General features: G+C 41.6%; 18 protein-coding genes. All 18 read left to right on the top strand.

Going from position 1 to position 13632, the window contains the following annotated elements:
- The first annotated feature begins 120 nt into the window (after nt 1-120).
- The 18 genes from E1I69_RS05795 to E1I69_RS05715 all read left to right on the top strand — a co-directional run bounded on the left by E1I69_RS05795 (nt 121) and on the right by E1I69_RS05715 (nt 13606).
- Nucleotides 121-873, top strand: a complete 753-nt coding sequence (locus tag E1I69_RS05795) for a hypothetical protein (protein ID WP_136378650.1) — start codon at nt 121-123, stop codon at nt 871-873.
- Entirely contained in the window at nt 866-1078 is a 213-nt protein-coding gene (locus E1I69_RS05790) for a gamma-glutamylcyclotransferase (RefSeq protein WP_136378649.1), read from the top strand. Before E1I69_RS05795 ends, E1I69_RS05790 begins: the two co-directional genes overlap by 8 nt.
- 62 nt (nt 1079-1140) lie before the next feature.
- The gene (locus tag E1I69_RS05785; RefSeq protein ID WP_136378648.1) at nt 1141-1356 is read left to right on the top strand and encodes a hypothetical protein; all 216 of its coding nucleotides are present in this window, start codon (nt 1141-1143) and stop codon (nt 1354-1356) included.
- Between the two features lie 72 nt (nt 1357-1428).
- A complete protein-coding gene (locus E1I69_RS05780; RefSeq protein WP_136378647.1) occupies nt 1429-1911 on the top strand; it encodes a phage terminase small subunit P27 family in 483 nt (160 codons plus the stop codon).
- Nucleotides 1904-3448: a terminase large subunit gene (locus E1I69_RS05775; protein WP_136378646.1), complete on the top strand. Its 1545-nt coding sequence runs from the start codon at nt 1904-1906 to the stop codon at nt 3446-3448. The genes E1I69_RS05780 and E1I69_RS05775 overlap by 8 nt, the downstream gene beginning before the upstream one ends.
- A gap of 33 nt (nt 3449-3481) precedes the next feature.
- Nucleotides 3482-4699 carry a phage portal protein gene (locus E1I69_RS05770; RefSeq protein WP_136378682.1) on the top strand — a complete coding sequence of 406 codons (1218 nt, stop codon included), beginning with the start codon at nt 3482-3484 and terminating at the stop codon, nt 4697-4699.
- Between the two features lie 3 nt (nt 4700-4702).
- The gene (locus tag E1I69_RS05765) at nt 4703-5389 is read left to right on the top strand and encodes a head maturation protease, ClpP-related (RefSeq protein WP_136378645.1); all 687 of its coding nucleotides are present in this window, start codon (nt 4703-4705) and stop codon (nt 5387-5389) included.
- Between the two features lie 13 nt (nt 5390-5402).
- A complete protein-coding gene (locus E1I69_RS05760; RefSeq protein WP_136378644.1) occupies nt 5403-6596 on the top strand; it encodes a phage major capsid protein in 1194 nt (397 codons plus the stop codon).
- Between the two features lie 10 nt (nt 6597-6606).
- Complete coding sequence (locus tag E1I69_RS05755) at nt 6607-6828, top strand: head fiber protein (protein ID WP_136378643.1); 222 nt, start codon at nt 6607-6609, stop codon at nt 6826-6828.
- 17 nt (nt 6829-6845) lie between these two features.
- A complete protein-coding gene (locus E1I69_RS05750) occupies nt 6846-7157 on the top strand; it encodes a head-tail connector protein (RefSeq protein WP_136378642.1) in 312 nt (103 codons plus the stop codon).
- Nucleotides 7154-7489, top strand: coding sequence for a head-tail adaptor protein (locus tag E1I69_RS05745; protein ID WP_136378641.1), 336 nt, complete (start codon nt 7154-7156; stop codon nt 7487-7489). Before E1I69_RS05750 ends, E1I69_RS05745 begins: the two co-directional genes overlap by 4 nt.
- 4 nt (nt 7490-7493) lie before the next feature.
- Entirely contained in the window at nt 7494-7928 is a 435-nt protein-coding gene (locus E1I69_RS05740) for an HK97-gp10 family putative phage morphogenesis protein (protein ID WP_136378640.1), read from the top strand.
- Entirely contained in the window at nt 7925-8269 is a 345-nt protein-coding gene (locus E1I69_RS05735; RefSeq protein WP_136378639.1) for a hypothetical protein, read from the top strand. Before E1I69_RS05740 ends, E1I69_RS05735 begins: the two co-directional genes overlap by 4 nt.
- Nucleotides 8270-9151 carry a major tail protein gene (locus E1I69_RS05730; protein ID WP_136378638.1) on the top strand — a complete coding sequence of 294 codons (882 nt, stop codon included), beginning with the start codon at nt 8270-8272 and terminating at the stop codon, nt 9149-9151.
- A 19-nt stretch (nt 9152-9170) separates the two neighbouring features.
- Nucleotides 9171-9593 (top strand): hypothetical protein, encoded by a 423-nt coding sequence (locus E1I69_RS05725; protein WP_242634543.1) that lies wholly within the window; start codon nt 9171-9173, stop codon nt 9591-9593.
- A gap of 11 nt (nt 9594-9604) precedes the next feature.
- Complete coding sequence (locus E1I69_RS24670; protein ID WP_165439143.1) at nt 9605-9781, top strand: hypothetical protein; 177 nt, start codon at nt 9605-9607, stop codon at nt 9779-9781.
- Nucleotides 9782-9841: 60 nt separating this feature from the next.
- The gene (locus E1I69_RS05720; RefSeq protein WP_136378637.1) at nt 9842-12442 is read left to right on the top strand and encodes a phage tail tape measure protein; all 2601 of its coding nucleotides are present in this window, start codon (nt 9842-9844) and stop codon (nt 12440-12442) included.
- 15 nt (nt 12443-12457) lie between these two features.
- Nucleotides 12458-13606 (top strand): prophage endopeptidase tail family protein, encoded by a 1149-nt coding sequence (locus E1I69_RS05715; protein ID WP_136378636.1) that lies wholly within the window; start codon nt 12458-12460, stop codon nt 13604-13606.
- Nucleotides 13607-13632: the final 26 nt, after the last annotated feature.

Below are 13632 nucleotides of genomic sequence, written 5' to 3'. Positions count from 1 at the left end.
GGCCTTCTTGGGCCTTTTTCTATTGGTCTATAAATATACGCATTTTGGTCAGGAATGACTTGCTATTACCTGTGTTTAGAGTGATATATGTACTACACCAAAACACAGGAGGTAATGAAAATGGATCGAAAAGAAATGGTCAAAAAACTAGGAGAATTTTTAGGAGTGAAACCTAAGTACTTAAACGTTCCGACCTTTGCCTACGAAATTATAACCGAGGATGAAACCTACACCATTGACAGGCAGGGCACGATCACAAACTCAGCCGGGGAAGTAAAAACCTTTGAAGAGATAATTAATCCGCCAGAACCTGAAGCAGAAACTAGTGACGAACAGCCAGCGGTTCTTGGTTTGGATGGGATTGAGGTAAAGCTCCCGCTTGAGGGCCACACTGGAAACACATTAAGAAATCTAGTAAACATGCTTTATAGCAAACAACACTTGATCATGATGGCCTTTGAAACAAACGAGCCGCTGATGGACGAAACCTTTCCGGAGGATTTGAATGAAAAGGAAACAAGCACCATTGAGGAATTTAGGAAGGCGCTTGATGAACTTTCCCTTGAGAGGATTCCGGGCTTAACTTTCGACTTTGAAAAAGAAACATTCACTATCAAACTAGAAACGCAAAACTTGGATCCAGAGAGAATTGCAGCTTTTCAAGACCTCGCCGCATTCATCAACCAAAATGCCAAAAAGCAAAAGCGAGCCGCTTTCAAACGAGCTCAGGATGACAATCCGAAATACGCTTTCAGGACTTGGCTGATCAGACTAGGGATGAATGGACCTGGGTACAAAACCACGAGAAAGGTACTTTTGCAAAACCTTGAAGGAAGCGGAGCCTTTAGAAAGGTAAGTGAGCCAAATGGATAAGTTCTTCACACAAACGCACTGTGACCGCTGTGGCGGCAATTTAAAAGGCGGACGGATTATGTCCATGTACAATACAGACTGCCTTTGCTTAAGCTGCAAGGAGGAGGAAACCAAGCGGGCCGATTATGGTGAGGCGGTCAAAGCGGAGCATGAGGAAATTAAGAAGGGCAATTACAATTTTAAAGGCATCAAAGGTGATAATTAACTTGATAATCCCTGTGTTTAGAGTGATGTATAGACATACCAAAACACAGGGAGGTTGTTTGAATGACCAGAGATATGGTTCAGATGCTGCAAGGGAACGTTGATGCTGTTAAGGGAATGGAACTGCTGCTTCAGCAAAAGCGAGAATTGAAAGAAGCGGGGTACCAAGAAAACGAGATGTATCTTTTGCCGGGTATGCTAGTCCTGCAACTTGAAGATGGGGAAGTACGCTGGATGATTTTTGAAGGCGAGTTCAAGATGGAAATATGGAAGAACTAAAGACATGAATTATTGGAGTCTATCAGTTGGTAGGCTCTTTTCTTATGCCAATTTTGAAAGGAGGTGGCGCCTGTGGCCCAACGTGGAAGGAAACCAAAACCAACTGCACTGAAAGCATTAGAAGGCAATCCAGGAAAGCGAGATTTGAATCAGAATGAACCAAAACCTGAAAAGAAAGCACCAAGATGCCCAACTTGGCTTGAACCTGAAGCTAAGAAAGAGTGGCGAAGAATGGTCAAGCAACTAGAGCAATTAGGAATCCTGACGGAAGTAGATATGGCTGCATTTGCGGGATATTGCCAAGCCTATGCTAGATGGAAAGAGGCAGAAGAGTTTATTACCAAACATGGAACCATTGTCAAAACCCCTTCAGGATATTGGCAACAGGTGCCACAGGTATCTATCGCCCAGAGCTATTTAAAGATCATGAATCGGTTCTGTGAGCAGTTTGGATTAACTCCTTCATCTAGAAGTAGAATTGTGGCTGACAAACCAAATGATGCAGATGACCCGATGGAATTAATGCTCTTTCAAGGTGGTGGTAAGGGTGTATGACGAGGAAAAGGCTCAGCATGCAGTTAACTTTATCAACTGCTTAAAACATACAAAAGGTCAGTGGCGTGGGGTTCCTTTCGACCTTCTACCTTGGCAAGATAAAATCATCCGAGATGTATTTGGTACGGTTAAAGAAAATGGCTATAGGCAATATAATACCGCCTATATTGAAATACCAAAGAAAAATGGAAAGAGTGAAATTGCCGCTGCCGTAGCTTTATTAATGACATGTGCTGATGGTGAATGGGGAGCAGAGGTTTATGGTTGTGCCTCTGACCGGCAACAGGCCTCGATTGTTTTTGACGTTGCAGTGGAGATGGTGGATCAGTCGCCAGCCCTTAGAAAAAGATTCAAGCCTGTCATGTCCATGAAACGGCTAGTCTATAAACCTACCAATAGTTTTTATCAGGTACTATCTGCAGAAGCTTATACGAAACATGGTCTGAATGTTCATTCTGTTGTCTTTGACGAATTGCATGCTCAGCCAAACCGTGAGTTGTTTGATGTTATGACAAAAGGTTCTGGGGATGCTCGACTTCAGCCGTTGTTCTTTTTAATCACAACTGCAGGTACAGACAGAAATTCAATCTGTTATGAGGTTCATCAAAAAGCAGTAGACATTATCGAAGGAAGAAAGATTGATCCCACTTTTTATCCAGTCATCTACGGAATCAAAGACGACGATGATTGGACTGACGAAAAGAACTGGTATAAGGCCAATCCATCATTGGACCATACCATTGACATAGAGAAAGTTAGAAATGCATTTATTAGTGCAAAGGAAAATCCAGCTGAAGAAAACATCTTTAGACAACTGAGACTGAATCAATGGGTGAAGCAATCCACCCGTTGGATGCAAATGGAGAAATGGGATGCTTGTGATGAACAAGTTGATTTTGACAGTCTTCTAGGAAGAGAATGTTTTGCCGGGCTGGATCTTTCTAGCACAACAGATATTACAGCTTTTGTTTTGGTGTTTCCACCAAGAATGGAAGATGAAAAGTTCATTGTTCTCCCTTACTTTTGGATTCCAGATGAAAACCTGAAAGTAAGGGTGAGGAGAGACCATGTTCCTTACGATATTTGGGAACAACAAGGCTATATCAAAACGACAGAAGGGAATGTCGTACATTACGGATTCATTGAAGCTTTCATTGAAGAACTAGGAACCAAGTACAACATTAAGGAAATTGCCTTTGATAGATGGGGTGCTGTACAAATGGTTCAGAACCTTGAAGGGATGGGCTTCACCGTTGTTCCTTTTGGACAAGGATACAAGGATATGTCACCAGCATCAAAAGAATTGATGAAGATAACCCTTGAGAAAAGAATCGTTCACGGTGGAAATCCGGTTTTACGATGGATGATGGATAACATCTTTGTTAAAACTGACCCAGCAGGGAACATAAAGCCAGATAAAGAGAAAAGTACAGAACGTATTGATGGTGCGGTTGCTTTGATTATGGCGCTGGATCGGGCGATCCGGAATGAAAATAGAGAGAGTGTTTATGATGGTCGAGGGATCTTGATATTATGATTTGCTGTCATTTGAGGAGGTTTGTGAATGAAAATACCAATTATATCAAGACTTTTTCAATCAAGAGCTGGTCCGAAAAATAGCTTTTTAGGAAGTACCTATAGCTTTTTCTTCGGTGGAACAACAAGTGGAAAAACGGTCAATGAAAGAACAGCAATGCAGACCACTGCAGTGTATGCTTGTGTAAGGATTCTAGCAGAAACCATCGCAAGTCTTCCGCTACATCTATACAGGTACACAGACAATGGGAAAGAAAAAGCAGTAGAAAACAGTTTATATTACAAGCTCCATGATGAGCCAAATGCCGAGATGACTTCGTTTGTGTTTAGAGAAACACTGATGAGTCATCTTTTATTATGGGGAAATGCTTACGCACAGATTATCCGAGATGGCAGGGGCAATGTGCTTTCTCTCTATCCTCTACTTCCAGACAGGATGGTGGTGGACAGAACTTCAACGGGAGAACTTTACTATGAATACCGTAAAGATACGGGTTCGGTCATCCTTCGAAGTGAGGAAGTGCTTCACATTCCTGGGCTTGGATTTGATGGACTTGTTGGTTATTCACCGATTGCTATGGCTAAAAATGCGATTGGGATGGCCCTTGCCACCGAAGAGTATGGAGCTAGGTTCTTCGCTAATGGAGCAAACCCTGGTGGTGTATTAGAGCATCCCGGTGTAGTTAAAGATCCATCGAAAATCCGGGAAAGCTGGAATGCGGTCTATCAGGGTTCTAATAATGCCCACCGAATTGCTGTCCTTGAAGAAGGGATGAAATTTCAAAGTATTGGTATTCCACCAGAACAGGCACAGTTTCTGGAAACGAGGAAATTTCAAACGGAAGAGATTTGTAGAATCTTTCGGGTTCCACCTCACCTTGTAGCCAATTTGGATAAAGCAACTTTTAGCAATATTGAACATCAATCAATTAGCTTTATCGATAATACGATCATGCCTTGGGTAACAAGAATTGAACAGTCCATGAAGAAGGCCCTGCTAAGCGAGGCAGATAAGAAAGAGTACTTTATCAAATTTAATCTAAATGGACGACTCCGAGGAGATGCAGGTTCAAGAGCTCAATTCTATCAGATCATGCGGCAAAACGGAGTGATGTCGGCGAATGACATCCGAGAACTAGAAGAGATGAACTTAATCCCTGAAGAACAGGGTGGATCGAAATATTTAGTGAACGGGAACTTTGTTGATATGTCAAAAGCCGGAGCATGGACAGAAAAATATGAGGAGGGATAAGCCATGAAGAAGTTTTGGAATTGGGTCAAGAATGAAGACGGCAGGACACTTCATCTGGATGGAGTCATTGCTGAAGAATCATGGTTTGGCGATGAAGTAACACCGAAACAGTTTAAATCAGAGCTAAACAATGATGGTGGGAATATCACCGTTTGGATTAATTCACCAGGTGGCGATGTTTTTGCAGCAAGTCAAATTTACAACATGCTCATGGATTACAAAGGGGATGTAACCGTAAAGATTGATGGTATTGCGGCTAGTGCTGCCTCAGTCATTGCGATGGCAGGTGGGGAAGTTTACATGTCACCCGTCTCCATGATGATGATTCATAATCCGATGACCATCGCTTTTGGAGATACAGCGGAAATGAAAAAAGCAATCCAGATGTTGAGTGAGGTAAAAGAGAGTATTATTAACGCTTATGAACTGAAAACAGGTCTCTCAAGGACCAAGCTCTCTCACATGATGGATGATGAAAGCTGGTTTAATTCCAAAAAAGCGGTGGAACTTGGATTTGCTGATGAGATCATGTTCCAAGAAGAAAGTGACCAAGACTCGTCGGACGAAGGGATTATTTACAACAAAATGGCTGTTGTGAATTCCTTTTTACACAAATTGCCACAAAAAGAGAAGAAAACAGGAACAGACATCACCATATTGGACAAGAGGCTAGACCTCTTAAAATTTTAAGGAGGAGATTTGGATGAGTAAAGTATTAGAACTGCGTGAAAAGCGAGCAAAAGCATGGGAACAAACAAAAGCATTTCTTGATTCAAAACGTGGAGAAGATGGGATCCTTTCTGCCGAGGATACTTCCACTTATGAAAAGATGGAGGCAGAAGTTGTAAATCTTGGGAAGGAGATTGACCGCTTGGAAAGACAGCAAGCCATCGATTTAGAACTTTCCAAGCCGATTAATCAGCCGATTACTTCAAAGCCAACGGGTGCTGAAGGGCAGAAAACAGGCCGAGCAACCAATGAATACAAGGAAGCGTTCTGGAAATCGATGAGGAATAAAAGCAACTATGAAGTACAGAATGCCTTGAAAATTGGAACTGATTCTGAGGGTGGATATCTTGCTCCAGATGAGTTTGAAAGAACTCTCATTGAATCGTTGGAAGAGGAAAATATATTCCGGTCATTAGCCAAGGTCATTACGACTTCCTCAGGAGATCGTAAAATCCCGGTGGTTGCTTCAAAAGGAACCGCTTCATGGGTAGATGAAGAAGGACTGATTCCTGAATCAGATGATAGCTTTGGACAAGTTTCAATTGGAGCTTATAAATTAGCCACCATGATTAAGGTGTCCGAGGAGCTTTTAAATGATAGTGTGTTTAATCTTGAAGCGTATATTGCAAAAGAATTTGCCAGACGGATTGGTGCCAAAGAAGAAGAAGCTTTCTTTGTTGGAGATGGTACCGGAAAACCGACTGGTATTTTTAATGCAACGGGTGGAGCTGAACTTGGTGTGACTGGAACTTCTGCAACGGCTGTTTCAGTGGATGAGATTATGGATTTATTCTATTCCTTAAAATCACCATATCGTAAAAAGGCAATTTTCGTCATGAATGATGCGACAATCAAGCTGATTCGAAAGCTGAAAGATGGGAATGGTCAGTACCTATGGCAGCCTTCGATCCAAGCGGGTCAACCTGATACAATCCTTAATCGTCCAGTAAAAACCTCTGCCTATGTACCAACAGTAGAAGCTGGTGCGAAGACAATTGCTTTTGGTGATTTTGGATACTATTGGGTAGCTGACAGACAAGGACGTTCTTTCCAGAGATTAAATGAACTGTATGCGGCAACAGGCCAAGTTGGATTTAAGGCAACACAACGGGTGGATGGAAAACTAATTCTTCCTGAAGCTATTAAAGTACTTCAACAGAAAGGATAGGTGATAGCAAATGAGTAATGTAAAGAACTATACCGAACAAGGCGGAGAGAAAACCGTTATTGGTGGAACTTTGGAGGTTACTCCAACTGGAAAGCTGTCATTTGATGGAGCGGAAGTACGACCAGCCGATGCCCAAGGAGATAGTACGGCTGCGGATGTTGTTAGTCTTGTTGCTGATTTCAATGCCCTACTAGCAAAACTCAAAGCAGCGGGTCTGATGAACGCTGATTGATGAAGGGGTGAGCGGTGATGGAGGATTTATTATCGAAGGTGAAACAAAACTTAATCCTAAACCATGATGAAGATGATGGCCTGCTTTCCAGCTTCATCACTGCAGCTATTTCCTATGCAGAAAGCTATCAAAAGAAACCTGAGGGCTTCTATCAAGATAATCCGATGCATCCAACGACCGAACAAGCTGTCATCATGCTATCGTCTCACTTTTATGAAAGTCGAGATGGTAGCACTGGCGGCTTTTTTGCTGACAATGTAGAAGCGAGTAAACAAGTATGGAATGTGGTCAATATGCTCCTTCGTCTTAATAAGGACGTGATCATATGAGTTTGGGAAAAATGAATGTCAGGATTGAAATCTTCAGCACTATATCTGTTAAAGATGATGAGGGGTTTGCCACCGAAGAGGAGCAACTTTTAACATCCATGAGAGCTTATAAAGAAAGTCGTCATGGGAGTGAGGCATGGAAAAACCGGGCTAGTTTCTCTGAGGCTAGCTCTCTCTTTCGTTTTAGAAAACCTCGGGGATTTGAACTGACCACGGATTTAGTCATTGGCTGTAAGGATGAACGATACAACATTTTGAGCGCTGAGGATATCAAACAGCGTGGGATGTATGTAGAAGTGTTAGCTGAGAAAATTACAGGTTCAAAGGGGTGAGGCTATGGCAAGAGCAGCAGTAAAAATGCCGGATGACTTTTTAGAAAGAATCGCTAAATTAAACCGTCACTTTGATGATATTGTTCCAAGAGTATTAGAAAAGGGAGCAGAGCCAGTGATTCAAAAAGCAAAAAGTAATCTAGCTGCTAGAATTGGCCAAGGTACAAAGGAGCCCTCTCAGTCTACCGGTGAATTAATAGCTTCAATTGAAACAACAAAGGCTGTCCAAGATACAAAAGGGGACTGGAACCTTAGGGTAGGTATTCCTACAACAAAAGACAGCAAAGGAGTTTCAAATGCTTTAAAGGCAGCTGTACTGGAGTATGGAAAATCAGGTCAGCCCCCTAAACCTTGGTTGAAACCTACCAAGTCGGCTACAAGAAAAGCCTGTGCGGAAGCTATGGAGAATGCACTGGATAAGGAGATTGAGAAACTATGAGTCTATTAAAAGACCTGAATACCTTACTTGAACCCATCGGCATTCCCATTGAAACAGGTGTCTTTTCCAAGAAACCGCCGGATGAGTACATCGTAATTACACCTATGTCAGATAGGTTGGATTTCTTTGCTGATAATCAGGCCCATTCCGTTATCGAGGAAGCACGGCTGTCCCTTTTTACGAAAAAGAATTATCAACCATTAAAAAAACAGCTAACAAAGATTCTTTTAAATGGGGATGTAACTATAACAGACCGACAATATATTGGGTTTGAAGATGATACAAAATATCATCATTATGCCATTGATGTCTTGAAAGAATATGAAATGGAGGAATATTAAATGGCAACAATCGGATTGGACCGTTTATTTTATGCCAAGATCACAGAAGATGAGAATGGCATTGAAACATATGGAACTCCAAAAATACTAGCGAAAGCGATGACCGCAGAACTCAGTGTTGAACTCATTGAAGCTATCCTTTATGCGGATGATGGCGCATCAGAAATTGTAAAGGAATTTAACAGTGGCACATTAACCCTTGGAATTGATGATATCGGCTCCATCGCAGCACAAGATTTAACAGGAAGTAAGATTGATAGCAACAATGTTGTGGTTTCGAGAAGTGAAGATGGAGGAAATCCCGTAGCGGTTGGGTTTCGTGCCAAGAAAGCGAATGGGAAGTATCGATATTTTTGGTTGTATCGAGTTATTTTTAGTATTCCTACAACCAACCTTACAACAAAAGGTGAATCCATTACGTTTAGTAGTCCCACCATAGAAGGCACCGTTTTTAGAAGAAATAAGCTAGACACTGAAAATAAACATCCATGGAAGGCGGAAGTCACAGAAGGGGATAATGGTGTAGCCCAGGAAACCATTACGAATTGGTTTAGTTCTGTGTACGAACCTAATTTTTCACCAGTGACTCCAACGATAACGGTTACTACTCAGCTCGCTGCTTTAACGGAAGTAGTGGAAGGTAGTATTTCTGGTAGTTTATCGGTTGTCGCGAGTACGAATACAAGCTACCCAGTCACTTATCAGTGGTATGAAAATACAATCGACAGCACGACAGGTGGAACCGCTATTAATGGGGAAACGTCAGCGAGCTTTGATATCCCAACAGATCTAATTGCAGGAAGCTATTATTACTACTGCGTGTTGAGTTCTGTTGGTGCTAGCGCTGTAAAAACAAACGTGGCTACGGTAACCGTATCTTAAAGGAGGATGATGAACATTGGTGAATGAAAAAGTGGATTCTACAACTGTAGATGTTGATTTTGCAGCAGAGGAAAGAAGTGCTTTGATTGAAATTGGGGATGTAGAATACAAATTGATTTTAACAACCAAGGCGACAAAAGAAATTGCGAAAAGGTATGGCGGTCTTGAGAATCTTGGAACAAAGCTGATGAACTCAAAGGATTTTGAACTTGCTTTGGATGAAATTGTTTGGCTCATTACATTGCTAGCCAATCAATCAATCCTGATTCATAATTTGAAAAACAAGGATGATAAGAAGGAATTGCTGAAAGAGGATGAGGTCGAATTACTGACTACTCCTTTTGAATTGGCAGAGTACAAAAACGCCATCATGGCCAGCATGCTGAAAGGCACAAAACGGCATATACAGAGTGAACCAGCAAAAAACGTGGAAGTCGGGTAAGCGATGAAGAGTTGTTTATCCGACTTATTTATTATGGAACCGCTCAGTTAAATCGTAGTGAAGAAGAAGTGTGGCTCATGCCAATGGGTTATTTAATGGATTTATGGGAATGTCATAAGCAGTTTACCGGAATTGCTAAGCCGTTGGTAGAAGTATCGATTGATGATGTGATTCCTGTGGGGCTCTAGTTCTATTGCACTCAATGCTGAGTGTATTTTTTAATGCCTTAAAAGAGGGGAGGTGGAGTCGTGGCTGATAACTTTGGACTTCGAATTGGTGTAGAAGGTGAGAAGGACTTCAAAAATGCCTTGAGAGATATCAATCAAAATTTCAAGGTGTTAGGAAGTGAAATGAAACTTATCACCGCCCAATTTGATAGGCAGGATCAATCCATTGAAGCTCTAACTGCAAGAAACGGAGCACTCGCAAAGTCAGTTGATGCACAAAAGGACAAAATTGGTACATTAGAGGCGGCACTTAGAAACGCAGCAGATTCTTTTGGAGAGAATGATAGACGAACGCAAAATTGGCAAATTCAACTGAATAATGCCAAGTCTGAACTCATGAAGATGGAGCGAGAGCTTGAAAATAATAATCAAGCCATCCAAGATTTGAATGAAGGGTTCAACGATGCTGAAGGAGAAGTTGAGGAGTTTGCTAATGAAGTACAGAATGCAACGGATCAGACTGAAGATGCTTCTGGTCGATTTGAAAAGCTAGGCGGTGTCTTAAAAGGGATCGGTGCAACCATCGGGGCAGCCGTAGCCGCTATTGGAACCGCTGCGGTTGCTACAGGGGCCAGCCTGATTAAACTTGGTGATGAATACAATATGGCTGTTAATCAAATTTCCGCTTCAACTGGTGCAACAGGTGCCGAACTTGAAGAGTTGGGGGAAATTGCTCAAAATGTGTACAAGCATAATTTTGGCGACAGCTTGGATGATGTGGCAGTAGGAATTTCAGAGGTACAAAAGATAACCGGACTCATGGGTGACGAACTTGAAAAAGCCACCGAGTCTGGTTTTGCTTTGAGGAAAACTTTTGACTTCGATATGCAGGAATCGGCAAGGGCAGCCAGTGCTCTTATGAAGAACTTCGGTATCTCGGCTGATGAGGCCTATAACATTATTGCGGTTGGTGCTCAAAACGGTGCCGATAAAAATGGTGATCTATTAGATACCTTGAATGAATACTCCGTTCAATATGCTTCTCTTGGACTTAGTGCAGATGAGTTTATCGCTAGTTTAGTAGCTGGAGCCGAAAGTGGTGCTTTCAGTATTGATAAGGTTGGGGACGCTGTTAAGGAATTTAATATCCGGGCCAAAGACGGCAGTAAGTCGAGTATGGAAGCCTTCACCGCTCTTGGTCTTAATGCAGAAAAAATGACGAAGCAGTTTGCCCAAGGTGGAGAAACAGCCAATGCTGCATTCTTTAGTGTCATTCAAAAACTTCAAGAGATTGAAGATCCGCTTCTTAAAAACACAATTGGTGTGCAGTTATTTGGTACACAGTTTGAAGATTTAGAAGCCAGTATATTACCAGTTCTTGGTGGGATAAAAGATAGTACCATCGCGAGTGGAGATGCGTTGGCTCAAATAACAGAGGTCAAATACGATAACCTAACTGATGGAATTGAGGGCGTAAAACGTTCCTTACAAGGGGTGTTTCTACCAGCTGTAAGTGAAGTTTCTGCTGGAATTACGGACTTGTTTTCTGGCTTATCGAATGGGATTAATGAAGCGGATGGAGATTTTGAGAAAATTGCAGAAGTGATAGGAGAAACTGTGGCTGGTATTACAGAACTTATCACAGAGCAATTGCCTCAGTTCGTTACGTTAGGTCTTCAAATTATTATGTCCTTAATAGGTGCAATCGTAGAAAACCTCCCAATGATCATTGATTCTGCCATGCAAATCGTGACGACTCTACTCCAAGGGATTATCGAGGCTCTACCTCAAATTACAGAAGGGGCACTTTACCTTGTTCTTAGTTTGGTAGACGGCATAATAGCGAACCTTCCAGCCTTAATTGAAGCGGCTTTAACAATGATTGTGACGCTAGCAACTGGGATTGGTGAGGCTTTACCTAGCCTTATTCCATCCATTGTATCAGCGATTCTATTAATTGTAGAAACGATCATCAACAATCTCGACATGGTTTTAGAGGCGGCTTTTAAAATTATAGAAGGTTTAGCCGTAGGAATTATTAATGCTTTACCTAGACTCATAGAAGCACTTCCAGCTATCATTTCATCAATCATTAACTTTATTACCGGGAATCTACCTAAAATTATTGAGTTGGGTATTTCATTGATCATTCAGTTGGCAGCGGGATTAGTTAGGGCTATCCCTCAGCTTGTGGCGCAATTACCACAGATTATTTCTGCACTCATCGTTGGAATTGGAAAAGCGGCTGTTTCCATCGGTCAAGTGGGAGTGAACATTGTACGTGGGCTTTGGAATGGGATTGCTTCCATGATTGGCTGGATAAAAGATAAGGTTAGCGGTTTTGTCGGTGGCATCGTTAGTAGTGTAAAAGGTGTTCTTGGGATTCGTTCCCCTTCACGAGTTTTTGCTGGAATTGGTGAAAACATGGGTGAAGGGATTGGTGTTGGATTTTCGGATGCCATGGGCGATGTGGAAAAGGAAATGGAAGGCGCTATTCCTACAGACTTTAATTTAAATATGGACAGCGTGGTTTCTGGAGTTGAAGGTGGTAAGAGTGGTGCATCATTTGATGTCACGATTCCATTAACGATTGATGGGAATGTATTAACTCGCATTATTGCTCAGCTTCAATGGAACCAAAATACAGTAACCGTTAGAAACTTAGGGGTTGCTGGCTCGTAAAAGGAGGGCAGTTTGGTGATAGAAATTTATGCAGGAAACACGTTGATACAAACGATCCGTAAAGTGATGTCAGCGAATGTAAGGGAAACGCTAGAAGGAGAGTTTACACTATCTTTTACGGTTCTAGCCAAGTCTGCCCTCGCTTTAAAAACAAAACAACTGGCAAAGCTAAATGATCAATATTTTGAGATTGTACAAATAGCGAAGTCGTTACAAGGTAGCCTTCCCGTCTGTTCTGTCACGTGTGAACATGTATCCTACATTTTAAATGATGAGATTTTTAATATAAATGCGTTTGATTTTACGGGAGATCCTGCGGCTGGATTGAATCAGCTATTATCAGGAACTCCTTTTTCGGCAGGCACAGTTGATTTTACCGATAGTTGCACAATGAAAATTAACCAGGAAGTGTCTAGAAGGGCAGCTCTTATGCAGTACATTGCTATTTTAGGTGGCGAAATTGAATATAACGGCTATTTAATTAATATCCGTAAACATCGTGGTAGTATGGAATATCAGCCGGTAACGGGTTCAAAAAACGTCACTAATGTATCTGTTTCCCACGATTCAAGAGAAAATGCATCTTCCTATAATATTTCATTCTTTAAACTATTGAATCTAGCAGTCGGAGATAATGTCCATATTGTATTCAAACCACTCGGCATTGATGTGAAAACAAGGATTATCTCCTTGGAATATAACCCTTTCTATCGTTATAACATTCAAGTTGAGGTTGGCAGATACAAACCTAGTATTTCGGATACTTTTTATCGGATAGAAAACTCAATGAACAAAGTGGAAAGCTCTCTGAATGATGTGGGCAGCTCTGTTGATGGTCTTAAGTACCAAATGGACCAGCTTGGGGTTTCTTATACAATCGTAAAAAATCTAACGGTTGATGCTAGTTTTATAAATGTAACTTACGAAGTGGAAAAAGGAGATACGCATCAATATCATGCGAAATACAGCTATGCCACTGATGGCAGTGGTAGAATTACGAGCATTACCTTAGAGGATATATTTTCAGAGCTGTTATTAAAAGAAGTGTCCACTTTGTTGGTGGATGCAGCGAGATTTGAAATCACGTATGCAGATGGAGAGACGGCAAGTTATAACTATACGACCGATAGTAGTGGTCGGATTACTGGGATTGAAAAGGTGTAGTAAATTGTATGCGGTTGTTAGGAATA

This window comes from Bacillus timonensis, assembly GCF_004799755.1.
GTDB lineage: Bacteria > Bacillota > Bacilli > Bacillales > Bacillaceae_L > Ferdinandcohnia > Ferdinandcohnia timonensis_A.
Note: the sequence above shows the minus strand (reverse complement) of the source record. Positions and strands in the feature narration are given on the sequence as shown.